General features: G+C 65.1%; 22 protein-coding genes. 6 read left to right on the forward strand and 16 right to left on the reverse strand.

What is annotated here, in order from left to right; all coding sequences use genetic code 11:
* Window positions 1-32: 32 nt before the first annotated feature.
* The 8 genes from pyrH to IVA81_RS21565 form a co-directional block, all read right to left on the reverse strand.
* The gene (pyrH, locus tag IVA81_RS21530) at window positions 33-749 is read right to left on the reverse strand and encodes a UMP kinase (RefSeq protein ID WP_247321641.1); all 717 of its coding nucleotides are present in this window, start codon (window positions 747-749) and stop codon (window positions 33-35) included.
* Window positions 750-809: 60 nt separating this feature from the next.
* The gene (gene tsf, locus IVA81_RS21535; protein WP_247321642.1) at window positions 810-1,733 is read right to left on the reverse strand and encodes a translation elongation factor Ts; all 924 of its coding nucleotides are present in this window, start codon (window positions 1,731-1,733) and stop codon (window positions 810-812) included.
* 131 nt (window positions 1,734-1,864) lie between these two features.
* Entirely contained in the window at window positions 1,865-2,860 is a 996-nt protein-coding gene (locus tag IVA81_RS21540; RefSeq protein WP_247321643.1) for a 30S ribosomal protein S2, read from the reverse strand.
* 198 nt (window positions 2,861-3,058) lie between these two features.
* Window positions 3,059-5,734, reverse strand: a complete 2,676-nt coding sequence (locus IVA81_RS21545) for a caspase domain-containing protein (RefSeq protein ID WP_247321644.1) — start codon at window positions 5,732-5,734, stop codon at window positions 3,059-3,061.
* A 221-nt stretch (window positions 5,735-5,955) separates the two neighbouring features.
* Window positions 5,956-6,483 (reverse strand): DUF2846 domain-containing protein, encoded by a 528-nt coding sequence (locus IVA81_RS21550; RefSeq protein ID WP_247321645.1) that lies wholly within the window; start codon window positions 6,481-6,483, stop codon window positions 5,956-5,958.
* 140 nt (window positions 6,484-6,623) lie between these two features.
* Window positions 6,624-7,367 (reverse strand): carbonic anhydrase, encoded by a 744-nt coding sequence (locus IVA81_RS21555; RefSeq protein ID WP_247321646.1) that lies wholly within the window; start codon window positions 7,365-7,367, stop codon window positions 6,624-6,626.
* A gap of 116 nt (window positions 7,368-7,483) precedes the next feature.
* Window positions 7,484-10,987, reverse strand: coding sequence for a DNA polymerase III subunit alpha (gene dnaE, locus IVA81_RS21560; RefSeq protein ID WP_247321647.1), 3,504 nt, complete (start codon window positions 10,985-10,987; stop codon window positions 7,484-7,486).
* Between the two features lie 486 nt (window positions 10,988-11,473).
* Complete coding sequence (locus IVA81_RS21565) at window positions 11,474-12,193, reverse strand: outer membrane beta-barrel protein (RefSeq protein WP_247321648.1); 720 nt, start codon at window positions 12,191-12,193, stop codon at window positions 11,474-11,476.
* A gap of 252 nt (window positions 12,194-12,445) precedes the next feature.
* Here IVA81_RS21565 and IVA81_RS21570 point away from each other — a divergent pair, with 252 nt between their 5' ends.
* On the forward strand, window positions 12,446-12,766 hold the full coding sequence (locus IVA81_RS21570; RefSeq protein ID WP_247321649.1) for a DUF3551 domain-containing protein: 321 nt from the start codon (window positions 12,446-12,448) through the stop codon (window positions 12,764-12,766).
* 1 nt (window position 12,767) lies between these two features.
* Complete coding sequence (locus tag IVA81_RS21575; protein ID WP_247321650.1) at window positions 12,768-13,034, forward strand: DUF3551 domain-containing protein; 267 nt, start codon at window positions 12,768-12,770, stop codon at window positions 13,032-13,034.
* Between the two features lie 20 nt (window positions 13,035-13,054).
* Here IVA81_RS21575 and IVA81_RS21580 read toward each other — a convergent pair whose 3' ends face one another.
* Complete coding sequence (locus tag IVA81_RS21580; RefSeq protein WP_247321652.1) at window positions 13,055-13,693, reverse strand: HD domain-containing protein; 639 nt, start codon at window positions 13,691-13,693, stop codon at window positions 13,055-13,057.
* 44 nt (window positions 13,694-13,737) lie between these two features.
* On the reverse strand, window positions 13,738-14,199 hold the full coding sequence (locus tag IVA81_RS21585) for a carboxymuconolactone decarboxylase family protein (RefSeq protein ID WP_247321653.1): 462 nt from the start codon (window positions 14,197-14,199) through the stop codon (window positions 13,738-13,740).
* 115 nt (window positions 14,200-14,314) lie between these two features.
* Here IVA81_RS21585 and IVA81_RS21590 point away from each other — a divergent pair, with 115 nt between their 5' ends.
* Window positions 14,315-15,724, forward strand: coding sequence for a PLP-dependent aminotransferase family protein (locus tag IVA81_RS21590; protein WP_247321850.1), 1,410 nt, complete (start codon window positions 14,315-14,317; stop codon window positions 15,722-15,724).
* A gap of 22 nt (window positions 15,725-15,746) precedes the next feature.
* On the opposite strand, the gene map is transcribed toward IVA81_RS21590, so the two are convergent.
* The gene (map, locus tag IVA81_RS21595; RefSeq protein ID WP_247321655.1) at window positions 15,747-16,496 is read right to left on the reverse strand and encodes a type I methionyl aminopeptidase; all 750 of its coding nucleotides are present in this window, start codon (window positions 16,494-16,496) and stop codon (window positions 15,747-15,749) included.
* A 232-nt stretch (window positions 16,497-16,728) separates the two neighbouring features.
* Between map and IVA81_RS21600 the strand changes: the two genes are divergently transcribed.
* On the forward strand, window positions 16,729-17,985 hold the full coding sequence (locus IVA81_RS21600; RefSeq protein WP_247321657.1) for a hypothetical protein: 1,257 nt from the start codon (window positions 16,729-16,731) through the stop codon (window positions 17,983-17,985).
* Window positions 17,986-18,075: 90 nt separating this feature from the next.
* Here IVA81_RS21600 and IVA81_RS21605 read toward each other — a convergent pair whose 3' ends face one another.
* Window positions 18,076-18,975 carry a GNAT family N-acetyltransferase gene (locus IVA81_RS21605; RefSeq protein WP_247321659.1) on the reverse strand — a complete coding sequence of 300 codons (900 nt, stop codon included), beginning with the start codon at window positions 18,973-18,975 and terminating at the stop codon, window positions 18,076-18,078.
* A 112-nt stretch (window positions 18,976-19,087) separates the two neighbouring features.
* A complete protein-coding gene (locus IVA81_RS21610; RefSeq protein ID WP_247321661.1) occupies window positions 19,088-20,464 on the reverse strand; it encodes an FAD-binding oxidoreductase in 1,377 nt (458 codons plus the stop codon).
* A 107-nt stretch (window positions 20,465-20,571) separates the two neighbouring features.
* Here IVA81_RS21610 and IVA81_RS21615 point away from each other — a divergent pair, with 107 nt between their 5' ends.
* The gene (locus tag IVA81_RS21615; protein WP_247321664.1) at window positions 20,572-21,480 is read left to right on the forward strand and encodes a LysR substrate-binding domain-containing protein; all 909 of its coding nucleotides are present in this window, start codon (window positions 20,572-20,574) and stop codon (window positions 21,478-21,480) included.
* A gap of 118 nt (window positions 21,481-21,598) precedes the next feature.
* Here the strand turns inward: IVA81_RS21615 and IVA81_RS21620 are convergent, their stop codons facing one another.
* On the reverse strand, window positions 21,599-22,372 hold the full coding sequence (locus tag IVA81_RS21620) for a helix-turn-helix transcriptional regulator (RefSeq protein WP_247321666.1): 774 nt from the start codon (window positions 22,370-22,372) through the stop codon (window positions 21,599-21,601).
* A 110-nt stretch (window positions 22,373-22,482) separates the two neighbouring features.
* On the opposite strand from IVA81_RS21620, the gene IVA81_RS21625 reads away from it, so the two are divergent.
* Window positions 22,483-23,562 (forward strand): zinc-binding alcohol dehydrogenase family protein, encoded by a 1,080-nt coding sequence (locus tag IVA81_RS21625; RefSeq protein ID WP_247321668.1) that lies wholly within the window; start codon window positions 22,483-22,485, stop codon window positions 23,560-23,562.
* Window positions 23,563-23,653: 91 nt separating this feature from the next.
* Here IVA81_RS21625 and IVA81_RS21630 read toward each other — a convergent pair whose 3' ends face one another.
* Both IVA81_RS21630 and IVA81_RS21635 read right to left on the reverse strand, forming a co-directional pair.
* Window positions 23,654-24,358: an ABC transporter ATP-binding protein gene (locus IVA81_RS21630; RefSeq protein ID WP_018320184.1), complete on the reverse strand. Its 705-nt coding sequence runs from the start codon at window positions 24,356-24,358 to the stop codon at window positions 23,654-23,656.
* Between the two features lie 7 nt (window positions 24,359-24,365).
* Window positions 24,366-25,646, reverse strand: a complete 1,281-nt coding sequence (locus IVA81_RS21635; RefSeq protein ID WP_247321670.1) for a lipoprotein-releasing ABC transporter permease subunit — start codon at window positions 25,644-25,646, stop codon at window positions 24,366-24,368.
* Window positions 25,647-25,720 lie beyond the last annotated feature (74 nt).

Consider the following 25,720-nt stretch of genomic DNA (forward strand, 5'->3'; position numbering starts at 1 on the left):
ACGCCCTTCCCTCGGACGCGCCAGATGAGCCGTCAGCCGGCGACGATGGTTCCGTGGCCGACGCCGCGCAGAATCGCGCCGATCGACCCCGGCTCCGCGATCGAGAATACGATGATAGGCAGCGATGTCTCGCGGGCAAGCGCGAAGGCGGTCGCATCCATCACCTTGTAGCCGCCCTCGATCGCCTGCGAATGGGACAGCCGGTCGAACCGCGTGGCGGACGGATCCTTCTTCGGATCGGCCGAGTAGACGCCGTCGACATTGGTCGCCTTCAGCACCGCCTGAGCGCCGATCTCGGCGGCGCGCAGCACCGCGGTCGTATCGGTGGTGAAGAACGGATTGCCGGTGCCGCCGCCAAGCAGCACGATGCGGCCCTCGGCGAGATATTTGTGCGCCGCAGTGCGGGTGAACAGCTCGGAAATCTCGGGCATGACGAAGGCCGACAGCGTGCGCGCTGGCGTGCCCTTCCGCTCGATCGCCGCTTCCAGGGCGAGGCAGTTCATCATGGTGGCGAGCATGCCCATGGTGTCGCCGGTCGGGCGCGACACGCCGCGGGCCGAGACCTCGACGCCGCGCACGATATTGCCGCCGCCGATCACGACCGCAACCTCGGTGCCGAGCTTGCGGGCCGCGATCAGGTCGTCCGCAACCCGGTCGACGGTCGGCTGATCGATGCCAAAGCCTTGCTGTCCCGCGAGATATTCGCCGGACAGCTTGATCACGACGCGACGATAGACCGGATCAGTCATGAGCACTTTCCTTGTCCGGGCGCCGCTTCCGGCGGCACGCCGGAAGGAACGTTCCGGCGCTTACTTCTTGCCGCTGGCCGCGGCGACCTCGGCTGCGAAGTCGCTTTCCTGCTTCTCGATTCCCTCACCGAGAGCATAGCGCACAAAGCCCGCGATCTTCACAGCGCCGCCGACCTTGCCCTCGGCCTCCTTCACCGCCTGCGCCACCGACTTGCCGGTGTCGTGGATGAAGGCCTGCTCGAGCAGACAGACTTCCTTGTAGTAGGTCTTGAGGCCGGACTCGACGATCTTCTCGATCACGTTCTCGGGCTTGCCCTGCTGGCGATATTTGTCGGCGAGCACGTCCTTCTCGCGCTTGACGACCGCCGGATCGAGGCCGGACGGATCGAGCGCCAGCGGATTGGTGGCCGCGATATGCATCGCGATCTGGCGGCCGAGAGTCGCGAGCTCGTCGGCCTTACCCGGCGATTCCAGCGCAACGATCACGCCCATCTTGCCGGCACCCTCGACGACCGCGCCGTGGACGTAGCTCGACACCACGCCCTGGCCCACTTCGAGCGAAGCCGCGCGGCGCAGCGTCATGTTCTCGCCGATGGTGGCGATCGCGTCATTGATCGCGGCCTCGACCGTGACGTCACCGACCTTGGCGGCTTTGATCTTCTCGACGTCGGAGCCTGCGTCGAATGCGACCTGGGCGACCATCTTGACCAGGCCCTGGAACTGGCCGTTGCGCGCCACGAAGTCGGTCTCGGAGTTGACCTCGACCACGACGCCCTTGGTGCCCTTGGTGAGCGCGCCGATCAGACCCTCGGCCGCAACGCGGCCCGACTTCTTGGCGGCCTTGGACAGACCCTTCTTGCGCAGCCAATCCTGCGCGGCTTCCATGTTGCCGTCGTTCTCGGTCAGCGCGGCCTTGCAGTCCATCATGCCCGCGCCGGTCGACTCGCGCAGGTCCTTGACCATCGCAGCTGTGATCGTTGCCATCGTTGAAAATCCTTTGTGCCTGCCGGTTCGCCGCGGCGCGGCCTGATCGCCTCGCCGCGGTCCATCTCAGGGATTCGCGTCAACTGAAGTGGTGGCCGGATCCTATCCGGCCAATCCTTCGCTCTTTTTGACTATTCCGCTTCCGCGGTCAGCGCCTTGGCCTTGGCCACCCAGGCGTCCGCACGGCTCGGCAAACCGAGTTCTTCGCCGATCTTGTGCGCGGTGTCGTGGTCGAGCTCGGCGAGCTGCCAGTAGTGGAAGATGCCGAGGTCGTTGAACTTCTTCTCGATCGCGCCCGACACGCCCGGGAGCTTCTTGAGGTCGTCGGCGGTGCCGCGCGGACCTGCAAGGCCCTGGAAGCCGCTCGACGAGGCCGCCGGCAGCTCTTCAGCGAGCGGACGGGCGGACGCGCCGACGTCGATGCCCGAATCGCCCTGGGCACGGGAGATGCCGTCGATCGCCGCGCGCGCGATCAGGTCGCAATAGAGCGCGATGGCACGGCCGGCGTCGTCGTTGCCCGGCACCACATAGGTGATGCCCTTGGGGTCCGAATTGGTGTCGACGATCGCGGCGACCGGGATGTTGAGGCGCTGGGCCTCCTGGATCGCGATGTCTTCCTTGTTGGTGTCGATCACGAAGATCAGGTCGGGCAGACCGCCCATGTCCTTGATGCCGCCGAGCGAGCGGTCGAGCTTGTCGCGCTCGCGCTGAAGCGTCAGGCGCTCCTTCTTGGTGTAGGAGCTGGCATCGCCGCCCGCCAGCACGTCGTCGAGGTGACGCAGGCGCTTGATCGAAGCCGAGATCGTCTTCCAATTGGTCAGCGTGCCGCCGAGCCAGCGCGAATTGACGAAATACTGCGCGCAGCGCTTGGCCGCGTCCGCGACGCCGTCCTGCGCCTGGCGCTTGGTGCCGACGAACAGGATGCGGCCGCCCTTGGCGACGGTATCGCTGACCGCCTGCAAGGCCGTGTGCAGCATCGGCACGGTCTGCGCGAGGTCGACGATGTGAATGTTGTTGCGAGCGCCGAAAATGAACGGAGCCATTTTCGGATTCCAGCGGTGAGACTGGTGACCAAAGTGCACGCCAGCTTCAAGCAGCTGACGCATAGTGAAATCGGGTAGCGCCATCGTTCTAATTCTCCGGTTGGTTCCTCCGGAAACGTGTGAGCAAGACGGAGCGTTGTCGCCCCGGCTGCCACCGGACGGCCTTGTGAGCCATGTTTCCGTGTGAGATGGCGCGCTATATAGCGCCATTTCGGCCAGAAGCAAGGAAATAACGGTCCATCTGGGCACCTGGAAGCTTCGCTTCCCGGGCGCCCCGGACGCCTAGCACTTCGGCTGGCCGGGCGGGCAAGGCTTTGGCGGCGGTCCGGCCGGCCGCGGCGGCGGTGGTGCCGCACGCGGCGCGGCGGCTATGGGAGGCGGCGCCGGCCGCGCCACGGGAGGTGGCGGTGGCGCAGGCCGTGCCATCGGCGGAGGTGGCGCTGGACGCGCCATCGGCGGAGGTGGCGCTGGACGCGCCATGGGGGGCGGTGCGGGCCGGGCAATGGGCGGTGGTGGTGCCGGGCGCGCCACGGCCACGGGCGGAGGCGCAGCCCTTGGCGGCGGAGGGGGTGCGACCCGTGGCGGTGGCGGCGGGGTCGGTCTCGCCAGAGCTTGTGGATGGGCTGGGGGCGCAACGGGCTTGGCGGCCTGCGGCGGCGCAGCGGGCCGCTGACCCTGAACCCTGGACGGCTCCCGTGCTGCCACTGGTGGCGGTGGAGGTGCCACCGGCTTGACCGTGTTCGGCGGGGCGGCCGGTTTGCCCGCAGCCGCGCTCGGCGGCGGCAAACCGCCCGGCGGGGGGCCGGTCGGCCTGCCGCGCGGGTCAGTCGCGGATGGAGGCGATGCCGCCGGCCTGGGCAGCCCAGCGGACGGGGTCGCACCTCCGGGAGCCGGCGGCTGGTTGGGCGCCGTAGAGGTTGCCGCGTTCGGCTGCGCCGCGGGGATATTGCCGGCGGGCGACGTGGTGGTCGCAACGGGTTTGCCATGGGATGGGGCGGCGCCGGGCGTGCCCCCTGCCCGTGCTGGGGGCGGCGGTCCGCCAGGTGTTCCGGGCACCGGCAGCGTATTAGTCTGCGGCAACGTATTGGCCTGCGGCAACTTGGCCGGTGCCGGTGCTTGCGGGCTCGCAGCAGCGTTGCCAGCTGGGACCGTCGCGGTCGGACTCGGCGTGCCGTTCGGCGTGACAACGCCGGGCATCACCCCCGCCGCGGCGGGCGGAGCGCCAGGAGTCCCAGGCGCCGGCAAGGTATTGGCCTGCGGCGGCTTGGCGCCGGCCGGCGGCTGCGCAGTTGTGAGAGGAGAGACATTGGCCGGAGACGGTGCCGCGGGAGCAGGCCTTGCCGTCGGCTGGATGGTCGCGCTCGGCGGCATCGGCGCCTTGCCCTGCTGGATCAGCGCGGCTCGCTGCACGACCGCCTGCGGCACGGCGGGCCCGGCCGGGTTGGCACGGCCGGCCACGGCGGGCGCCAGATTGCCGGGTCCGGCCCCTGCCCCGGCAGCCGGTGCCGGCGGGCGGTTGATCACGGTGTTGATGACCGTGGTGTTGTGGATGTTCTGGTAGATGATGTTGTTCGGCGGCGGCGCGACATAGACCGGCGGCCTGACGAACACCGGGATCGGCACGAACACCGGCTGCGGCAGCACGAACAGGCCGACCACCGGCAGCGGCGGCGGCAGCACGACGAAATCCGGCGGCGGCGGCGGCAGGTAATAGACCGGCGGCGGCGGTGGCGGTGCGAAGCCGAAATCGGGGTCGCTGAAATACAGCACCGGGCGATCGACATAGACCACCTCCTCCGGCGGCGGTGGCGGCACGTCGTAGTCGATCATCGCAAAGGTCGGCGGCGGCTCGGCCGGCGCGGTCAGAATCGCAAGGCGCCGACGCGCATCGGCCGCGTGCGGCCCGCGCGGATAGCGGCGCAGATACGACCAATAGGCCTCCGGCGTATCGTTCCGGTAGGTGCGCCGCCAGGTGATCGCCTCACGGCGCGCCGCGACGATCGCCATCACGCGCTTCGACAAGGGATCACCGGGATAGGCCGCGAGGAATTCCTCATAGGCCGGCAGCGTGTCTCGCTCGAGCGCGGCGGCATAGGCATCCTGCACGCCGAGATCGCGGATCGGCTTGCTCCTGATCGCGGCGACCTGGTCGGGCGCGGCCTCCGGCGGCGGCGCGTCGGGCCCACGCTCGAAGAACGAAAACGGGGCAGTGATCTTCTGCTCGTTCCAGGGCACTTGCGCACCCTTGGAGGCCTCGTTGACGCGCAGGCGGACCCGGTCGAATACTTCAGATAGCGGCAGGCCGCCGGTGCGGATCATCTCGGCCAGCGACTGGGCGTAGATGCCGTAGGGCCCCGGCTCCTCCGGCGCCACCGTGCCGGGCGCCGCGTTGAAGGCGATCAGCATGTTCGGATCAGGTTCGACCAGCGCCAGACCACTGGCGATCGGCTGGCCGCCCTCGATGAAGGGCTGCGCGCGGGCGGCATCGAGCACGACGATGTTGGCCTTGAGCGGAACGGCCGCAAGCTGGCGCGCGTAGTCGCTGATGCGCAAGGCCTCGGTCGGGATGTCGGTGTCGCGGGTGATGTTGGAGTCGACCGGGATGAAATAGTTCTCGCCGGCGAGTTGCACACCATAGCCCGCCAGATAGACCATCGCGACTGTGCCTGGTCCCGACGCCTGCGCCTTCTGGACGAAATCGCGAAAACTCTTGCGCAGCGTGTCGCCGTCGAGGTCGCGCGCGCCGACCACGTCGAAGCCCGCCGCCTGCAGCGTCTGGGCGATCAGGCCGGCATCGTTCGCGGTCGTCGCCAGCGGCGACTTGGCGTAGGCACCGTTGCCGACAACGAGCGCGATGCGCTTTTCCTGCTGCTGGGCGCGTACCGATCCCGGCGCGCCGGCGGCAAAGGCCACGATCGGCAGCAGAAGGCAGATAAAGACCCTGAGCGTCCCACGCATGGCTTGCTTGCCCACTATTCTAGTTGAGGTGCCACCACGCAAGAGGCGCGCAGCCGGCTGAACGGCGGTTGAACGAAAAGCTCGGATTGAGGCGGTGACGTGGCCACGCCGCTGCCGGCGTCAGCTCGAGGTCAGCCTCAAATCAGCTTCGAAACGGCGCAAGGCTCCTTCGGAGTCCCGACCTTGCGCGATCAGATCGAGCATCCGTTTTGCAGCACAGCTTACTCGACAGCTTGCAGCTCGGCGAGCTTCGTTCGCGCGGTCGCCTCGTCCAGCGCAACGAGTTCGGCCGGCCCGGGATTGGCCTCTCCTGCCGTCGCGACGGAAACGACGGCAAGCCCGGCCAGGCCGCCGAGGATCGCGCCGCCCGTCGCGGCATCGTGCCTGGGGCTGCTCTTGATGAGGTAGAAGTGCGTCCGGCCGGCTTCCATCGCAATCTCGCGCTTGGTGTCCCCCGGAAACATCAGCTCCGTTACCAGCAATTCGTGGCGACCCGCCGGCCGATCAGCATAGGCATATTTCCCAGCCACGACCTTGCCGAGCGGCGCACCGTCGAGCTTCACCTCACAGGCGCAGATAGCCATGCTGAGGCCATTCCTCTTGTCCTGGAGCAGGACGACGCGCGAGTGCCCGGCGCGCGGAGGCCCGACCTTCTTTGACACCGATGCAAAGTCGGTTCCGACCTGATCGCTGACACAGCCCACCAGCATCGCACCAACGGCCAACAACAACGCGCCCCGTCGCAGCATCGCACACCCCAGCCTATTCCCCGGGATGCACGCTAGCTGGAATCAGCGACAGGTTGCAACAAGTCCGACGACCCCTACGTGGATGGGGCAGACCGGGCGTCGAGCTGCTTGCACACGACGCCCGATTCTCCAAGCCGGGCTCAGCCCTGGGCAAGCAACTCGACGGTCCCGGTGCTCAACCGATAGATGCCGCCGACCACCTTGAGCTTGCCCTGCTCGACCGCTGCGTTGAGGATCGGGGCGGCCGATTTCAGCTTGGCAACGTTGTCGAGGACATTCTGGCGAATGGCGTTGTCGAGCGCGTTCCCGCTTTGCTGGGCCGCCGTCTTCACCGCCGGCGCGATCGCGGAGACCAGCGTGGGGATGTGCCCCGGCAGCGGCTTGTCGTCCTTCAGCGACTTGATCGTCGCGTCGACGGCGCCGCAATTGTCGTGGCCGAGCACCAGGATCAGGGGCGTGCCGAGCACGGCGACCGCGTACTCCATGCTCGCAACCGTCTCATCGCCGGCAAAGTTTCCGGCGACGCGGCACACGAACAGGTCTCCGCGCCCGCTGTCGAAGGCATATTCAGGCGCGATCCGAGAATCGGCGCAGCTCAACACGGCTGCGTAGGGATTCTGACCACCAACCAGAGCCTCGCGCTCATGCGTGAAATCGTGGCGGCGCGACACGCCCGACACATAGCGCGAATTGCCCTCCATCAGCCGCTTCAGCGACGCATCGGGCGACAGCACGTTCTGGGGTTTTGGCGGCGCCTTCGCCTCCTTGGCCGACGCGCCCCCGCCAAACGCCGCCACCCCGAGCGCGGAGGCGGCGAACAGCATCATCGAGCGCCGGGAGGGAGCATGCGATTGATGCAGATTTTCAGAGCATTTGTCACACATGATTCTTCCTCCTTGGTTTTGCGCCGGGCAACAACTGATAGCTGTGCCCGGCAGACTTCGAAACCACGCGCGAGCTTGATAGTTAAGCTTTGGTTTGCGGCAAAGCGCAGGCAAGCTCAGAGCTGCTGCACGTCCACCACGCCCGCGACCGCCTTGATCGCGCCGGCGATCTGCGGCGAGACCTTGAAGCGGCCGGGCAGCTTCATCTCGACCTCGGTCTCGAGGTCGAGCATCATCACCAGCGAGACCTCGCCGTCGCCGTTCGAGCGCGGTGCGATGCCCGGACTGCCGATCTTTGGCGCGGCGCCATTCGATGCGGCCATGTCGGGGTTGGCCAACCGCTTGGCGATCGACTCCAACGGCTTGGTGTCGCGCACAAAAATGCGCAGCCCCTTCTGCGTCTTGGCGGCGGCATCATCCAGCGGCTCGGCATGCAGCACGCGGGCGCGGACGTCCTCGCCCTGAAGCTCGGCCCCCAGCTGCAGCAGCACGGCGGCGCCGGGCTCCAGCACGTCGCGATATTGCGCGAGGCCTTCGGAGAACAGCACCGCCTCAAAGTGGCCGGTCGGATCAGACAGGCCCATGATGCCCATCTTGTTGCCGGTCTTGGTGCGCCGCTCCATGCGCGAGACCACGGTGGCTGCGACCTTGCCGGCGGTGGCGCCGGTCTTCACCGCGCGCGAGAACTCGGCCCAGCTCTGCACCCGCAGGCGCTTCAGCACGGTGGCGTAGTCGTCCAGCGGATGTCCCGACAGGAAGAAGCCGATCGCATCATATTCGCGGCGCAGCCGTTCGGCCGGCAGCCAGGGCTCGATCTGCGGCAGCATGATGGTCGGTGCATCCGCCGACATCCCGAACATGTCGTTTTGGCCGACGGTCTCGGCCTGGTGCGCGCGCTGGCAGGCGGCAAGGATGGAGTCCGCGCCGGCGAAGACTCGCGCGCGGTTCGGCTCCAACGTGTCGAAGGCGCCGGCGGCCGCGAGACTTTCGATGATGCGCTTGTTGATCGCGCGCGGATTGACCCGTGCGGCAAAGTCGGCGAGCGAGGTGAACAATCCCCGCTTGGTGCGCTCATCGATGATCTGCTCGATCGCCTGTATGCCGACGCCCTTGAGCGCTGCAAGCGCATAGTAGATCGTCTTCTCGCCGACCTCGAAGGTTGCGCCGGAGCGGTTGATGTTCGGCGGCTCGACCTTGATGCCGAGGCGCTGCGCCTCCGAGCGGAATTCGGAGAGCTTGTCGGTGTTGTTGAGATCCAGCGTCATCGACGCCGCGATGAACTCCACCGGATAATGCGCCTTCATGTAGGCGGTGTGGTAGGACACCAGCGCATAGGCCGCCGCGTGGCTCTTGTTGAAGCCGTAATCGGCGAACTTGGCGAGCAGCTCGAAGATAGTCTCGGCCTGTCCCTTCGGCACGCCGTTCTTCACCGCGCCCGCGACGAAGATGTCGCGCTGCTTGTCCATCTCGGCGCGGATCTTCTTGCCCATGGCGCGGCGCAGCAGGTCGGCGTCGCCGAGCGAATAGCCCGACATCACCTGCGCGATCTGCATCACCTGTTCCTGGTAGATGATGACGCCGAAGGTCTCCTTGAGGATCGGCTCCAGCACGGGATGCAGATATTCCGGCTCCTCGTCGCCGTGCTTGCGCGCGCAATAGGTCGGGATGTTCGCCATCGGGCCCGGGCGATACAGCGCGACCAGCGCGATGATGTCCTCGAAACGGTCCGGGCGCATGTCGACCAGCGCGCGCCGCATCCCCTGGCTTTCAACCTGGAACACGCCGACCACCTCGCCGCGCGCCAGCATCTGGTAGCTCTCGGCATCGTCGATCGGCAGCGTGGCGAGATCGACGTCGATGTTGCGCGGCTTGAGCAGCTTGCACGCGACGTCGAGCACGGTGAGCGTCTTCAGGCCGAGGAAGTCGAACTTGACGAGGCCGGCCGGCTCGACCCACTTCATGTTGAACTGGGTCACCGGCATGTCGGATTTGGGATCGCGGTAGAGCGGCACGAGCTCGCTCAGGGGACGATCGCCGATCACGATGCCGGCCGCATGCGTCGAGGCGTGGCGCGTCAGGCCTTCCAGGCGCTGGGCGATGTCGAAGGCGCGCGCCACCACCGGGTCTTCATCACGAAACGCCTGGAGTTTTGGCTCGCTCTCGATCGCGGCGGCCAGCGTCACCGGCGCGGCCGGATTCTGCGGCACCAGCTTGGTCAGCTTGTCGACCTGGCCATAGGGCATCTGCAGCACGCGGCCGACGTCGCGCAGCACGCCGCGCGCCTGCAGCGTACCGAAGGTGATGATCTGCGCGACCTGGTCGCGGCCGTAGCGCTGCTGCACGTAACTGATCACCTCGCCGCGGCGGTCCTGGCAGAAGTCGATGTCGAAGTCCGGCATCGAGACGCGTTCGGGATTGAGGAAGCGCTCGAACAGCAGGCCGAACTTGATCGGATCGAGGTCGGTGATGGTCAGCGCCCAGGCGACCAGCGAGCCTGCGCCGGAGCCGCGGCCCGGCCCGACCGGAATCCCTTGCGACTTCGCCCATTTGATGAAGTCCGACACGATCAGGAAGTAGCCCGCGTATTTCATGCGCATGATGACGTCGAGCTCGAACGCCAGGCGCTTGTTGTAGTCCTCTTCCGTGGTGCCCTGCGACAGGCCGTGGACACTGAGGCGGTTGGCAAGACCCGCCTCCGCCTGGCGCTTCAATTCCGCCGACTCGACCGCGGCGGCGTCCGAGCTCTGCGCCGCGCCGACGGTGAAGAACGGCAGGATCGGCTTGCGCGTCATCGGTCGGAACGAGCAGCGCTCGGCGATCTCCACCGTCGAGGCCAGCGCCTCCGGAATGTCGGCGAACAGCACCGCCATCTCGGCGCGGGTCTTGAAGCGATGATCGGGCGTGAGCTGCTCGCGCTCGGTCTCCGCGATCAGCCGCCCGCCGGCGATGCACAAGAGCGCGTCATGCGCTTCGTAATCGTCGGTCGAGGCGAAATACGGCTCGTTGGTCGCAACCAGGGGCAATCCCTTGGCGTAGGCCATGTCGATCAGGCCGCTTTCGACGCGCCGCTCCTTGTCGGTGTTGTGGCGCTGCAATTCGATGTAGAGGCGGTCGCCGAACAGGCCGGCCAGACGCTCGCAGCGCAGCGCGGCGAGCTCGGCGTGACCGCCGGCCAGCGCCAGCGAGATCGGCCCGTCCGGTCCGCCCGTCAGCGCGATCAGTCCTTCGGTCTCGCCGTCGAACCAGTCGAGCTTGACGAACGGAGCATGGCTGTCCGGCGATTCGAGGAACGCGCGCGAGTTCAGCCGCATCAGGCTGCGATAGCCGCGCTCCTGCGCCGCCAGCAGCACCACGCGCGAGGGCCCCATTGCGCTGCGCGCATTCGGATCCTGGTCGCCGAAATCGATCGCCAGCTCGCAGCCGACGATCGGCTGGATGCCGGAGCCCGCCATCTTGTCGGAGAACTCCAGCGCACCGAACAAATTGTCGGTGTCGGTCAGCGCCAGGGCCGGCTGGTGATCCTTCTTGGCAAGCTCGGCGAGCTTGGCGATCTTGATCGAGCCCTTGAGCAGCGAATAGGCCGAGTGAACGTGAAGGTGAACAAATCCGGCGCTCGGCATGGTCGCGTGACGGCCTCTTGCAGATGAGATGGAGCGGTCGCCGGCTCTTCAAGGCATCATGCACCGCCCGGCCGACTCGCCTCACAATGGTGGGGCGTCACTGCTCCAGAGTCCACGCCGGAGCGGCCAATTGGCCGCGTCGTCCCGCTTTTCCCCATGGGGTACCGGTAAGGAGGAACACCGGTTCACAAGCCGCTGCCCTGGAGCTGCGGAATCAGAGCTGCGGTATGACTTGGGCCCAGATCGCGATCATCCCGACGAACAGCGTGATGGACGCCAGGGCTGCCGCTTCTTCCACGAAAATCTTGAACATGATCTCGCTCCCTTGCTAGAACGTATGAAGAACATTGTTCTCATTTTGTTCTCAGGAGTCAAGCCACCTCAACCATCCCGCAATCGAATGGTTAACTCGTTGAATTCGAACAATAAAAAAGCCCCGGCGCAAGGCCGGGGCTTTCGACAAGCGCTCGAAAGGAGCGATTGATATCAGTAGCGGCCGAGGATCGGGCCACCGAACTTGTAGTTCAGGCGGACGAGGCCCATGTCGACGTCCTGCTTGACGCGCTCGACAGCGCCACTGGCAAAGGTGACGTCGTGGTCGCCGAGGAAGATGTGGTTGTATTCGACGCCGACCGTCCAGTTCGGAGCAAAACCAAACTCCAGGCCCGCGCCAATCGTCCCACCCCAGCGGGTCTCGTCGGCCCGGTCGAGGTTCGCACCCGTGACGGTGCTGTAGACGTCGTACTTGTTGCTGACGACAGCCGCACCGCCCTTCGCGTAGAGCAGGATGTTGTTCCAGGCATAGCCAACCTGGCCGGTGATCAGACCGAACGAGTCGATGCGCGTGCGGTTCCGGAAACCGGTGATGCCGCTGATGTTGTCGCCCGAGAAGTCGGCCCAGTTGCCCTGGCCTTCGACGCCGAACACGAACTGGCCCGACTGCAAGCGGTAACCGACCTGACCACCGACCGTGCCGCCGGTCGAGTTGTGGGAGCCTTCGGAGCCGAAGCCGACGAGGTTCCACGACGTGTCGGCCGAACCGCCGCCACCGTTGATACCGATGTAGAAACCGCTCCAGTCGTAGACCGCGGCGACCATCGCAGGCGCCTTGGTGTAGGGCCGTGCCGCGAGGTCAGCAGCCAGCGCCGGCGCAGTCGCGCTCAGCGCGACAAGGCTCACAGCGGCAAGCAACAAATTCTTCTTCATTTGAGTCCCGTTCCAGTTTCGTCGTTAGGCCCCCTGGCCACGCAGTGGTCATAACAGCGGACAACGGAATTGCTGTAACCTCGACGCAACAGTTCGCTCCAAAGGCCCGCGCTTCATGAATGAAGGTTTATCAGCGCGTGCTGGAAACCCTTTGAAACAAGTGTTTTCTGTAGTTCCAATGTCGGCGAGACGAGATAAATTGCATGCGCGCGTAACGACGTCGCGCGCACGTTCGCGTGATGGAGAATTGAGATGCCTAGACGAGTCGCCCTCCCCATTGTCGCCACATTTTCGCTCGCACTCGCCACATTTGGACTCGCGTCGAGTGCAAGCACACCGGCGCGCGCGTTCGGCACGCACCATCCGTTCTGCCTTACCGGTGATGAATGGCCGGGTCTGAGCAATTGCAGGTTCGACACCTACGCGCAGTGTCAAGCAAGCGCATCGGGACGCGCGCTGACCTGCATCGCGAATCCCTTCTTCGCCGGACAGAGCGATGATCCCTACGCGTATCAAAATCGTCCGCGCGGGCAGATGCCGGGTTATTCGCCCGGCTACTACCTGCCGCGCTGAGATGCGCGGCGCCTGTCACGCGGTCGCTGCGATAGTCCTGCTCCTCGTGGGCGGATCTGCACGCGCGCAGACCTATGATCCGAGCTATCCCGTGTGCATGCAGATCTACGGCCCCGTCGGCTATTTCGACTGCCGTTACGGTTCGCTCGAGCAGTGCAGATATCTCGCCGTTGGACGTTCGGCGAGTTGTGTGGTGAACCCGTATTTTCCGCGGAAGAAACCGCCGCCCCCTCGTCGCTCCAGACGCGACGCTACTAGCGCTGAATGAGTCCGCACTATCGCTCGGCTTCAGCTTTGCCAAGGGGTATTGCGGATGCGCGTGCATGCGTTCGGCTTGCGGAAGCTCGGATCGTGATCTTCGATGTAGTCGAAATTGACTGTCCCGAACGTCGTCTGCGGCTTCCTCAGGGCTGAACACGTCTGCACCTTGAGGAATTCGTTCTTGAAGTCGCCGCGCGGAAACGCTGATATCACCTGGTCGCGCTGCTCCGGTGTGTAGTCGTCATATCCAACGCCGACGACGTCCACCAGAACGCCTGCGTTGGTGAGCGCGATCTCCGGCCTCATATATTGTGGAATGCCGGGCGTGGTGTGCAGTGCGATTGCTTCCCAGACCAGATCGGCCTGCGGCTCGGCGATACCGCGCGCCCGGAGAAACTCACGCGCAGCGTCGGCTCCGTCGACCTCAAATCGCTTTGTCTGCGTGTGGTAGTGATCGACAAGGCCGAGATCGTGAAACAGCGCCGCGACATAGAGCAGCTCGGAATCGAATTTCAGCTTCTGACGCAGCCCCTTCATCGCGCCGAACACGTAGACGCGGACGGAATGGTTGAACAGCATCTCGTCTTCGTAGCTGCGCACCAGCTCAGTGGCCTCGCGCGCCAGTTGGCTGTCGGGAATTTTGACGCCGGAAATCACGCTCGTCATTTTCAAGCTCCTGCTTTGCGTTTCGGCTGATGCCGCGCGATCCGTCAGGCTGCCTTCTCAATCGCGGCCTGCGGCGTATTTCGGAAGCTGATCGACATGCGATTGTACGCATTCATCAGGCTGATGGCGATCGTGAGATCGACTAGCTCGCGCTCGCCGAAGACCGCGCGCGCGGCCTGATACGCCTCATCCGGCACGCCGGTTTCGGCGACGCTGGTCACCGTTTCGGCCCATGCGAGGGCCGCGCGCTCGCGTTCCTCGAAGAGATCGCCGGCCTCCACCCATGCCTGCAGCAGCGCGAGCTTGTCGACCCTCACTCCGCTCTTGAGCAGCTCGCGGGTGTGCATGTCGAGGCAATAGGCGCAGTTGTTGATCTGCGAGACGCGCAGGTAAACGAGGGTCACCAGCGTCGCGGGAAGCCCGCTCTGCATGACGTAGCCATAGACGCCGCCCAGCGCCTTCGCGCCTGCCGGTGCAATGTGGTTGTAGTTGAGGCGTTCACTCATCCGCTTTCTCCTTGATGACCGAGGGGAGCAAAGCACTCCCTTTCATGCCTCAGATGCCCCTGCCATGGTCCATAAAAAAGGACCAAGAACGCACGAAAATCATGTACCAAGGACCATGACCAAACCGCTGCGGCTTGAGCTCGATCGGTCTGCGAAGACACCGCTGACAGAGCAGATCCACAAAGGGATCAGGGCCGCCATTGAGAGCGGCGTGCTCGCCCCGGGCGCGCGCCTGCCCTCATGGCAGGACTTGGCGGCCCAGCTTGGCGTCGCGCGCGGCACCGTGCGCTCAGCCTATGAAAAGCTCGCATCCGCCCAACTGATCGTCGCGGCCCGCGCGACAGGCACGCATGTTGCCGACCGGCCGCGCTTCCCCGTGCGGCGGGACAAGGCCCCGGCCCCCGGCTCATTCATGGAAATGTACCAGGAGCTCACGGCGGGCCCGGCGATCTTCCAGATGGGCGTGCCTGCACAGGAGACCTTTCCTGCGACGCTGCTCGCGCGAATGCGGGCGCGGGCGGTTCGTGCCGAAATGAGCGCTCCTGCGATTTACCCCGACCCGCGCGGCGAGCCGGACTTGCGACGCGAGATCGCGGCTTACCTTGCGCTGGCGCGCGGGATCGAGTGCGCGCCGTCCCAGATCGTTATCACCAGCGGCTTCAGCGGCGGCCTCGGCCTGACGCTTCGTGTCCTCGGCATCGAGCAAAAGCAGAAGGTCTGGATGGAGGATCCCGGCTTTCCCTTCACCCGGCACGGGCTCGGGCTTGCGGGATTGTCGATCGTGCCGATCGCGGTTGACGCTGATGGCATCGATGTCGATTTCGGCCTGCAACATGCACCCGACGCGGCGCTGGTTGTCGTGACGCCAGGGCAGCAGGCGCCGCTTGGATCCACGCTGTCATTGGTGCGGCGCTCGCGCCTTCTCGATTGGGCGGCCCAAAACAAGGCATGGGTGATCGAGGATGACTATCTCAGCGAACTTCAACTCAAGGGCCGGGCCACGCCGGCGCTCGCCTCGCTCGATCGCGCCGGCCGCGTCATTCACATCGGCTCTTTCAGCAAGACCGTAACTCCTGCCTTACGGCTCGGTTTTATCGTTGCACCGGCCGCTCTGGCGTCGCGGTTTGCCGAGACGGCGGCGTGCCTCGCGCCGGCGCCTGGGCCCGGGGTGCAGCTCGCCACGGCCGATTTCATGCGCGAGGGCCATTATCTCAGGCATCTGCGACGCACCAAGCGCGCCTACGCCGCGCAAGGCGATGCATTGCTGAAATACCTTCGCCCGCGCACCGCAAACGTTGCGATTAACGGATTGGCGGCGGTGCTGCGATTGCCGGGGCGGGCATCCGATCTTGCCATCGCCAAGGAAGCAGCACCGCTTGGACTGGCGCCTACGCCGCTGTCGCTCTGGTATGCGTCGAAGGCTTCGGCGCGCCAAGGATTGTTGCTGGGCGTCGCAACGTCTCCGCTCAAGAGGATCGAGGCGTCCTGCGACCGGCTCCTTCAGATCATCGACCGCCTGACGTGATCCGACTCCGGCCTCGATGGTCTTAACCCGCCAGCGTCACGATCAAAGGCCCGTTTCGCGTCGCGATCACGGTGTGCTCGTACTGGACCGTCGGTGCCGCGGGGCTGCTGTAGAGCGTCCACGGATCATCGCCATCCTCTGCCCACTCGGCGCCAAGAGACAGGAATGGCTCGACGGTGAACACCAGGCCTTCGTTCATGATGCGGCGCTCGGAGCGGTCGGGCCATGTTGCGATCTCGGTCGGCTCCTCGTGGAGTGACAGGCCGACACCGTGACTGGCGAGATTGCGAACCAGGCTGTAGCCGTTCTTGCGCGCAAACGTCCCGATGGCCTGACCGATGCCGGCAATCGGTTTGCCGGCTCCAACCTGCTGGAGGCCCGTCCACATCGCGCGCCGGCCATCCCTGCAAAGACGTTCGACAGCGCGGGTTGCGGGCGGAACGGCGAACGAGGCGCCAGTATCGGCAAACAAGCCGTTCTTCTCGGCTGACACGTCGATGTTCACGAGGTCGCCGCGCGCGATCCGCCGCTCGCCAGGGATGCCGTGAGCGATCTCCTCGTTCACGCTGATGCAGGTCGCCCCGGGAAACTCGTAGGCCAGCTCCGGGGCCGAACGCGCCCCGGCGGCCTCCAGGAGCTTTCGCCCGATCAGGTCGAGTTCAGAGGTGGTCATGCCCGGCTCGAGCGCCTTCCCCATCGCCTCCAGCGCATTGGCGACGATGCGTCCGATCTCTTTCAGGCGCATGAGGTCGTCGTCATCAGAGATCGTCATGTCAGGGCTCTCTACGAAAACCGGGACATAGCGCTTGTGAAGGCGGCTTGCAAACCGGAGCGCGCACCGGAGAATCTTGCCGCAGACGCGCCGGCAATTCCGCGGGGGGTGCAGGCCCGCAGCCCGGACGACGGCGAATAAACGTGAACCGTCATGCCACCGCAAGTTGTGATCGCGCCAATCGTCGTATAGCGTCAGTCACGGTCCCTCATCTTACGTAGTCGATCGTTTCATGCTCTCCCGAATATTGTTTCTCCTGGCCTCGCTGTTGTTTCCAGGCGCATTGCATGCCGCGGCAGCGCCAGCCGAGAAACCCGGATTTGCATCCAAGCTGACGATCTATCTGGCCAAGGGCGCTCCCGATGCGTGCGGGCCGGGTTGCGACCGCTGGATCGCAATCGAGGGCGAGGTCGATCAGGACGCAGCGTCGCGCGTTCGCCGCTTCCTCGCCGGCGTCAAGGACACGCAGCGGCCGATCTACCTTCATTCGCCCGGTGGAAACGTGGAGCAGTCCTATGTGATCGGCCGGCTGCTACGCAGCCGCAAGGCGGTCGCGCGGGTTGGCCGAACGATCGCGACGGCGTGCGCCGCGGGCACGCAGGTGGACGCCGCGTGCCTGAAGATCAAGAACGCGACCGGCGAGGTCGAGGCCGAACTCACCACCCACCACGCGATGTGCAACTCGGCCTGCGGTTATCTGTTTCTCGGAGCGACCTCGCGCGAGGTTGCCCCCGATGCCGCGCTGGCAGTCCATAACTCCAGGCTGATCCTCCGCTTTCGAGGGAGTCCGCCTCCGGAGGTGGTCGCGGAGCTAAGGCAGCGTCGGATCGCCAGCGCCGACCGCGACCGCGCCGCCTTCATTGCTGCGATGGGAATCAGCAGCGAGCTTGATGCTCTGATCCGCACCGTGAAGTTCGAAAGCCTGCACGTGCTGACGCGGCCCGAGCTCCATCGTTTCGGAATCGACACGCGGCCGCTTGCCGAGACGATGTGGAAGCTGGAGAAGCAAGCGCGGCCGTTCGTCCGCAAGGTCGCGGTCATGAAGAAGGAGAACGGCACCTCGTTCCGCACGATGGAGTGGCGGCTGTCTTGCGAAAGCAGCAAGCGTGTGCCGCTGACATTCGCGGGCGAGGTCGACGAGGCGGCCGTCGGAAAAAGCACGATCCTGATGACGGCGGATGCGGAGATGGGCAAGGAGGCCGGAGGATCCCCAGTGCGGTCCGGCAAGTACGAGCTCTGGCGGGGCAGCATCGACTCCGACACCGTCAAGGCGATGTTGGCGTCCCGCGCCCTGCATGTCCGCGAAACCACGACGATGCCGGACGACAAGACGGACACGACGAGATTCGACATTGACTTGACCGGCCTGGCGTCGGCGTGGACCCAGCTCAAGTCATCGTGCGCCTTGTCGACGCTCAGTCCGATCAGCCCTTGGCCCGCCACGGTGCCGAACGTCGGCACAACGCCCGCGTCCGCGCCGTCGCCATAAGAGGGGCCGAATTGGTCTGATCGGCTTCGAACGTTCGATTTCGCCCGTGTCGCCACTCGAACTCGGGTCCAAGCACAGGCCTGGATTGAACTACATGAAACCCGGATTGCGCGGGAGGTAGCTGGCCCAATCTCCGAATGGTCGATTCGACATCAGCAGCATCGGGAATGTCAGATGCATCCCGTGGTCGATCGCGGCCTTGAGCGCTGGCTCGCTCGCGCCGGGTATGAAGGCCGAAATGGTCGGAAAATCACTCTTCGCCGCGTACGACAACGTAGCAGCAAGCGCGGAGCCCACGAGATCTGGCCGGCGGACTGCAAGCGGGCCAATGTGTCCATCCGAAATATAGACATACCCAACGCACTCGCCGTCCGATTGAATGGTGAACCCGCTCGTCGTGCCCTCGCGCAGGAGATAGCGATGATGCTTCGCCCTGGAAACGCCGAGAGCGCCGACATCGATCAGTCCCAGCTCATCGAACCCGGCGGTCCCGGCCGCGAGAGATTCAAGACGGAGCCGCGGCTCAGTCAACCGTGACGCCAGGCGGTCACGGGGTACGCTGACCATGTAGATCGGAAACCGCGGGAACAGTCCGTGGCGGATGTATAATCCTTGAGAAACGTTGTTGAATGTGAAGGTGATCAGCGCCTTGATGGATGCTCCGCGCATCTCTGCCTGGGCGAACGTTTTACTGATGAGTTGATTGCCAATGCCATCGCTCTGGCGATCAGGGGCCACGAACAGCTGCGCCAGAAACCAAAGCTCCCCACAGACCCAGCTCCACGCGAAACCGACAACTTCTCCGTCGTCATCGGCTACCCAAAGACCCTCGGGATCGTCCGCTAGCGAGAAGGCTTGGAAATTCTGCGGGCGAGAGGACGCCATCCTTCCGAAGCCCCGCCGCTCGGTGAGTTCGTTGATACTGGCGACCACCATCTCGTCGGCTTGCTTCAAGTCCTCCATGCGAGCGGGCCGGCACACGATAGCCATTCGAGTCCTCCCAGGAATCGCTACGCCCGGCAAACTACCAAGCCGGTCGCACCATGGTCATCTTCTACCGACATCTTAACACGATGAGAGCGACGAAATCCTGATCTGAGCATCAAGCCAGGGGGCGGATGTTCTGGTTCATCCGGAAGAAGTTTGCCGGGTCGTATTTCGCTTTGATCCGCTGCAGACGCCGGTAGTTCGGTCCATAGGCGGCAACGACCGGATCGCCTGTCTCGTCGTCATCGAGATAATTGACATAGCGACCGGAGGCAAAGAAGGGCCGCATCCTTTCGTAGGTCTCGCGTGCCCATGAGATGCTGCGGCTCGTGTCGCTGGGCTGCATCCATTGCGCAAGGATCAGGAAATTATAGCCCTCCTGCCGGTGCGGAAATGCCGTATCCGCTGTATCGACGCGGGCCGCCGCACCATGGATGTGTTCGAGGAGGAACTGCCCCATGGACGTCGGGCAACGCGCAAAACATTCGATCATCGTCGCAATCGCACCATCGCTCAGCTCCGCGAGGAAGTTCGATTTCCAGTAATTGAAGGCGCCTTTCGGATAGTTGGCGTCGAGCATTCGGTTGAGCTCGCAATAGGGTATCGGTCCGACCGCATCCAGGATCGGAGTCCCGAACTGTTTCAGCGGCCGCATCGCGCCTTCGGCATCCGCCACCGGACCGCAATGGCTGGTGACCAGGGCGGCGACCTCCGTGCCGGACCCGTCGGGCGCGTGGGTCAGGGATGCAAACAGCATGTGCTCGTCCGCGAGCGATCGCGTACTGGCCCTGAAGAATTCGAGCACATCCCGGGAGCGCTCGATCGGGTGGATGATCGGGCCGCCGGTGATGATTGGCCCGACCGTATGAAGATCGTACTCGAGGCCGGTGGCGATCCCGAAGTTTCCGCCGCCTCCGCGGATGGCCCAGAACAGATCGGGCTCCTCTTGCTTGCTGGCCCGCAAAACCTTGCCGTCGGCGGTGACGAGTTCGACCGCCCTCAAATTGTCCAGCGCGAGGCCGTACTTGCCCATCAGCCAGCCCAGCCCTCCGCCGAGGGTCAGGCCGGCGATCCCGGTGGTCGAGACCACGCCGCCGGTGACCGCAAGCCCGTGAAGTTGCGTTTCGCGATTCACCTCGCCCCAGGTGACCCCGCCCTGCGCCCATACGGTCTTGCCGACAGGGTCGACCCGAATGCCCTTCATGGGCGAGAGGTCGATCATGATCCCGCCGTCGATGGTTGCGCGCCCTGCCACATTATGGCCGCCGCCGCGAACCGCGACCTCGAGGCCGAGCTTGGTCGCAAGCGCCACGGCATCAACGACGTCGGCCACGCTGCGGCATCTGGCAATCAATGCCGGCCGTTTGTCGACCAGCCCATTGTGAACCTTTCGCGCCTCCTCGTAGCCCTCGTCCGCTGGTTTGAGGAGTTGGCCTCCGAAGGAGGCGCCAAGATCGGCGGCAGCGCTGGCGACAGATGCGATCGACGACATGACATGGTCTCCTCAGCCTGACTGGCGATATCCTCGATCGTGGGCTGTCTCGGCGCAAATCCGAAGAATTCAGGTGACGGTGAATTGATTTCACCTAGACTGACCCCATGCACAAGCTGCCGCCCCTGATCGAGCTTCGCGCCTTTGAAGCTGCCGCCCGCCACCTGAGCTTCAAGAAGGCCGCGGCAGAACTCGGCGTGACGCCAACGGCGATCAGCCACCAGATCGGGCTGCTTGAGCAGTATTGCGGTCGCGCTCTGTTCCGCCGCAGGCCACGGCCTCTTTCCCTGACCGATGCCGGAGCGCGGCTTTTTCCCGCCATTCGCGACGGGCTCGAGGGGTTTGCGGCTGCAATCATGGCCGTCAGGCAGGAAGGCGACCAACAGCCTCTTCGGGTGACGACGACCAACGCTTTCGCCAGCCGCTGGCTCGTGCCCCGCCTGCCGCTCTGGCGGAAGTTGCATCCCGACGTGCGGCTCGAAGTCATCGGCACTGACACTGTGCTCGATCTGCAGGCCGGAGATGGCGACGTGGCCATTCGCTATGCGACCAGCCGAGCCCGGCCGACAGACGGGCTCGTCGATGATCTCTTCACCGATACATTCTGGCCGGTCTGCAGCCCGCGTCTCCTTGCAACGGGGCGGCTGAAGAGACCTCTCGACCTTGCGAGCCACGTTCTGATCCACTCCTATTGGTCGCCTGCCGATCGCGAGCCACCCACATGGCAGAGATGGCTCGCCACGGCCCAGCGCAGGTGGCGCGAAGTGCCCCAATTCAAGGACATGCAGCACTTGAGCTTCAGGGAGGAACTGCACGCCATCGAGGCGGTGATCGCCGGACAGGGAGTGGGGGTTTTCAGTGATGTGCTCGTCGCAAACGACCTCGCAGCTGGGACGCTCGTGAAAGTGTTCAAGTTGAGCTTGCCTGGCTACGGCTTCCATGTGGTCAGCAAGCCGAGCCATCCTCGCGCGCGGACCATCCGCGCTTTCTCGGAGTGGTTGCGGTCAAGTCCTTGATCCGCGGCTCGGTGCCCTCGACATGTCCAATGCGGCTCAAGCGGTGCATCCGGACTGACCGCAACGCCTCACCTTGCCTTTCGACGGCAGACGCGCTGACCTTTCAAGTCTCCACACCTCACACGGGCGTGTAAATCACCAGCTTCAGCGCAGGATCGTCGTTGGCCTGAAAGCTCGTGTGCTCGAAATTCAGCACGCCCCTGGTCGGATGGTTCATGGTCTTGAGGCCCGAGGCGGTGTTGCGGATGTCGTGAGCTTCCCACCATTTGACGAATTCCGGACTGCCCTGGCGCAGCCGCGTCAGCAGCTCGGTGAAGGCGGGATCGCCGGCCCAGACGTCGTGGGTGGCGCGAAACATCGCAACCATGCTCTTGGCCACATCCGTCCAGCTCGCGCCGTAGAACTTTCGCGTTTGCTTGTTCGTCAGCACCAAGAGCAGCGTATTGCGATCCCGCTCCGGCAACTGCCCGAAACCGAAAATCTCCTCGGCCGCCGCATTCCAGGCCAGCACGTCCCAGCGCCGCCCGGTGATGTAGGCCGGCTGGGGCAGGCTCTCGATCATCCGCCGGATCGGCGGCGGCACGATTTCGCGCGTGAACGCGCTTGTTGCGCCGTCGCGGGCCAGCGCCTTCAGGTGCGCGTGCTCGGTCTTGCTGAGACGAAGAGCGCGGGCCAGCGCGTCGATGGTGGTGACGGACGGGCTGACGGTGCGGCCCTGCTCGAGGCGGATGTACCAGTCGACGCCGATGCCGGCGAGCTGCGCGACCTCCTCACGCCGCAAGCCCGCGGTGCGCCGCCGGTGGCCCGCCGGAAGGCCCACGGTCTTCGGCGACAGCTTTTCGCGGCGGGACCTAAGGAAATCGCCGAATTCGACGCGGCGTGGGTCGGCCATTGCTGTCGCTCCCGCGATGGAGGGCCTCTGGAATACTAGGATAATACCAGGCCTTCTTGGCTCCTCCAAGGCGGCGCATATGGGCTTCACCCGACTTTGAGGTGAACATCATGAAAGCTGCCGTACTCAAATCCTTTGGATCGCCGCTGGTGATCGAGAATGTCCCCGAACCGGTGCTTGGCACCGGCGAGGTCATCGTCGATATCGTCGCCACGCGCGTGCTGTCCTACATGAACGAGGTTTTTAGCGGGGCGCGCAATTACGCACTCGACCTGCCGATCATCCCGGGCCCCGGCGGCATCGGCCGGGTGCGTGCGATCGGGCCGGACGCAACCAAGCTTGCTGTCGGCGACTGGGTGTTCTGCGATCCGACGGTGCGTTCGCGCGACGACGCCATCGCGCCCGACATCGCGCTGCAAGGACTGACCGCTGCCGGCGCCGGCGGCATGCGCCTGCAAAAGCATTTCCGCCACGGCTCGTTCGCCGAGCAGATGCGCCTGCCGACCGAGAACGTCAAACCCCTCGGCGCAATCACGTCGGAGCAAGCGACGCACTGGTGTGCCCTCGGGACAATGCTGGTGCCTTACGGCGGCTTCCTCGCTGCGAACCTGCGACCAGGCGAAACCGTGCTGGTGAGCGGGGCCACCGGCAATTTCGGCAGCGCCGCCGTCTCGGTCGCGCTGGCGACGGGCGCCGCCTGCGTGGTCGCGCCCGGCCGCAACGAGACGATCCTGGCCGACCTCGTCCGCCGCTTCGGCCCCCGCGTGAAGCCGGTGAAGCTCACCGGCAATGAGGACGACGACCGCGAAAGCATGAAGCGCGCCGCATCAGGCCCGGTCGACTGCGTGTTCGACATCATGCCGCCTTCGGTCGGCACCAACGTCGTGCGGGCGGCGGTCATGACGGTGCGCCCCTATGGCCGAGTCGTGCTGATGGGCGGCGTCGGCATGGCGGGCGGTCCGGGGCTCGAGCTGCCCTACCCCTGGATCATGCGCAACTGCATCAGCATTCACGGCGTCTGGATGTACCCGCCGGATGCTGCGAGCCGCCTGATCGCGCTGGTGCGCGCGGAGCTGTTGCGGCTCGACGAGTACGAGGCCACGGCTTTCGACCTCGACCATGCCAACGAAGCCATCGCTCATGCCGCCGCCAACGGCGGACCGTTCAAAATGACGGTGATCAGGCCTTGAGCATTCGGGCGGCGACGGAGCGACGTCGCCAACTTTTTTCGTCAGTCCAACCAGGCACTTGGCTACTGTGCATGGGGTTGTTTTCGCGTTTCTATTCGAGCTCGACCACCTGGCCGTTCGACAGCGAGACGCGCCGGTCCATGCGGCCGGCGAGCTCCATGTTGTGAGTCGCAATCAGCATCGAGACCTTGGTTGCCTTGACGAGCTGCATCAGCGCCTGGAACACGTGATCGGCGGTGTGCGGATCGAGATTGCCGGTCGGCTCGTCCGCAAACAGCACGCGCGGCGCATTGGCAACCGCACGCGCGATTGCGACGCGCTGCTGCTCGCCGCCCGACAACTCGGCGGGGCGATGGGTGATGCGGTCGCCGAGGCCGAGATAGCCAAGGATCTCCTTGGCGCGCTTGACGCTCTCGGACTTCTTGAGGCCGCGGATCATCTGCGGCATCATGACGTTCTCGAGCGCGGAGAACTCCGGCAGCAGCCGGTGCGACTGGTAGACGAAGCCGATATCGGTACGGCGCAGCTGCGTGCGCTCGATGTCGGGCAGCTGCGAGGTCGGCGCGCCCGAGACATAGACCTCGCCGGAATCGGGTGCCTCCAACAGCCCTGCGATGTGCAGCAGCGTCGACTTGCCCGAGCCTGATGGCGCGACCAGCGCGACCGATTGGCCGGCCCACAGCGCAAGCTTGGCGCCGTCGAGGATCGTCAGCGGCACCTCGCCCTGCAAGTACTGCCGCTTTATCTCGTGGAGATAAATGACCGGTACATCTTCAGCCCCCTGCTGCTGCTCCATCAGCCCCTCACTCGTACCGGAGCGCTTCGACGGGATCGAGGCGCGCGGCGCGCCACGACGGATACAACGTCGCCAGGAACGACAGCGTCAGCGCCATGATGACGACGGCCGTGGTCTCGCCGACGTCGATCTCGGCGGGCAGTTTCGACAGGAAATAGAGCTCCGGCGAGAACAGCTCTGTGCTGGTCAGCCAGGACAGGAATTGCCTGATCGATTCGATGTTGAGGCAGATCACGAGGCCGACGAAGAAGCCGACCAGCGTGCCGACCACGCCGATCGAGGCGCCCGTGATCAGGAAGATCCGCATGATCGATCCTTGCGAGGCGCCCATCGTGCGCAGGATCGCGATGTCGCTGCCCTTGTCCTTCACCAGCATGATCAGGCCGGACACGATGTTCAGCGCCGCGACCAGCACGATCATGGTCAGGATCAGGAACATCACGTTGCGCTCGACCTGGAGCGCGTTGAAGAAGGTCGAGTTGCGCTGCCGCCAATCGACCAGGAAGACCGGACGGCCCGCGGCCTCCGTCACCGCCTTGCGGAAGGCGTCGATCTTGTCGGGGTTGGTGGTGAACACCTCGATCGAGGTGACGTCGTTGCTGCGATTGAAATAGGCCTGCGCTTCGGCGAGCGGCATGAACACGAAGCCGAGATCGTATTCGGACATGCCGATCTCGAACACGGCGGCGATCTTGTACGGCTTGATGCGCGGCGTCGTGCCCATCGGCGTGACCGCGCCCTTCGGCGCCACCAGCGTGATGCTGTCGCCGGCATGCAGCGAGAGCTGGTCGGCGAGGCGCCGGCCGATCGCGACACCCTGCCCGTCGTCGAAGCCCTCCAGCGAACCCTGCTTGATGTTCTTGGCGATCGAGGTGAGGTTGTTGAGGTCGTCGGAGCGGATGCCGCGCACCAGCACGCCAGAGGCGTTCCACGGCGATGACGCCAGCGCCTGACCGTCGACCACGGGCGCGGCGAGCCGGATGCCCTGGACCTGGCTGAGGCGGTCGGCGACGTCCTTCCAGTCCGTCAGCGGCGATTCCAGCGGCTGGACCAGGATGTGGCCGTTCAGCCCCAGGATCTTGTCGAGCAGCTCTTTGCGGAAGCCGTTCATGACGGCCATGACGATGATCAGCGTCGCCACGCCCAGCATGATGCCGAGAAAGGAGAACCCGGCGATGACCGAGATGAATCCCTCCTTGCGGCGCGCCCGCAAATAGCGCCCCGACAGCATCCACTCGAATGGCGCAAAAGGCGCGGTCTGCACGGTTTCGGTCATGGTCTCATCCATCGATCGATAATCCCATGATTCGGGGTCAAATGTGGCCGGATTGGCGGCCGCGATCTCGCGCGATGAACAATATT

It is taken from the genome of Bradyrhizobium sp. 141 (assembly GCF_023074055.1).
Taxonomy (GTDB): Bacteria; Pseudomonadota; Alphaproteobacteria; order Rhizobiales; family Xanthobacteraceae; genus Bradyrhizobium.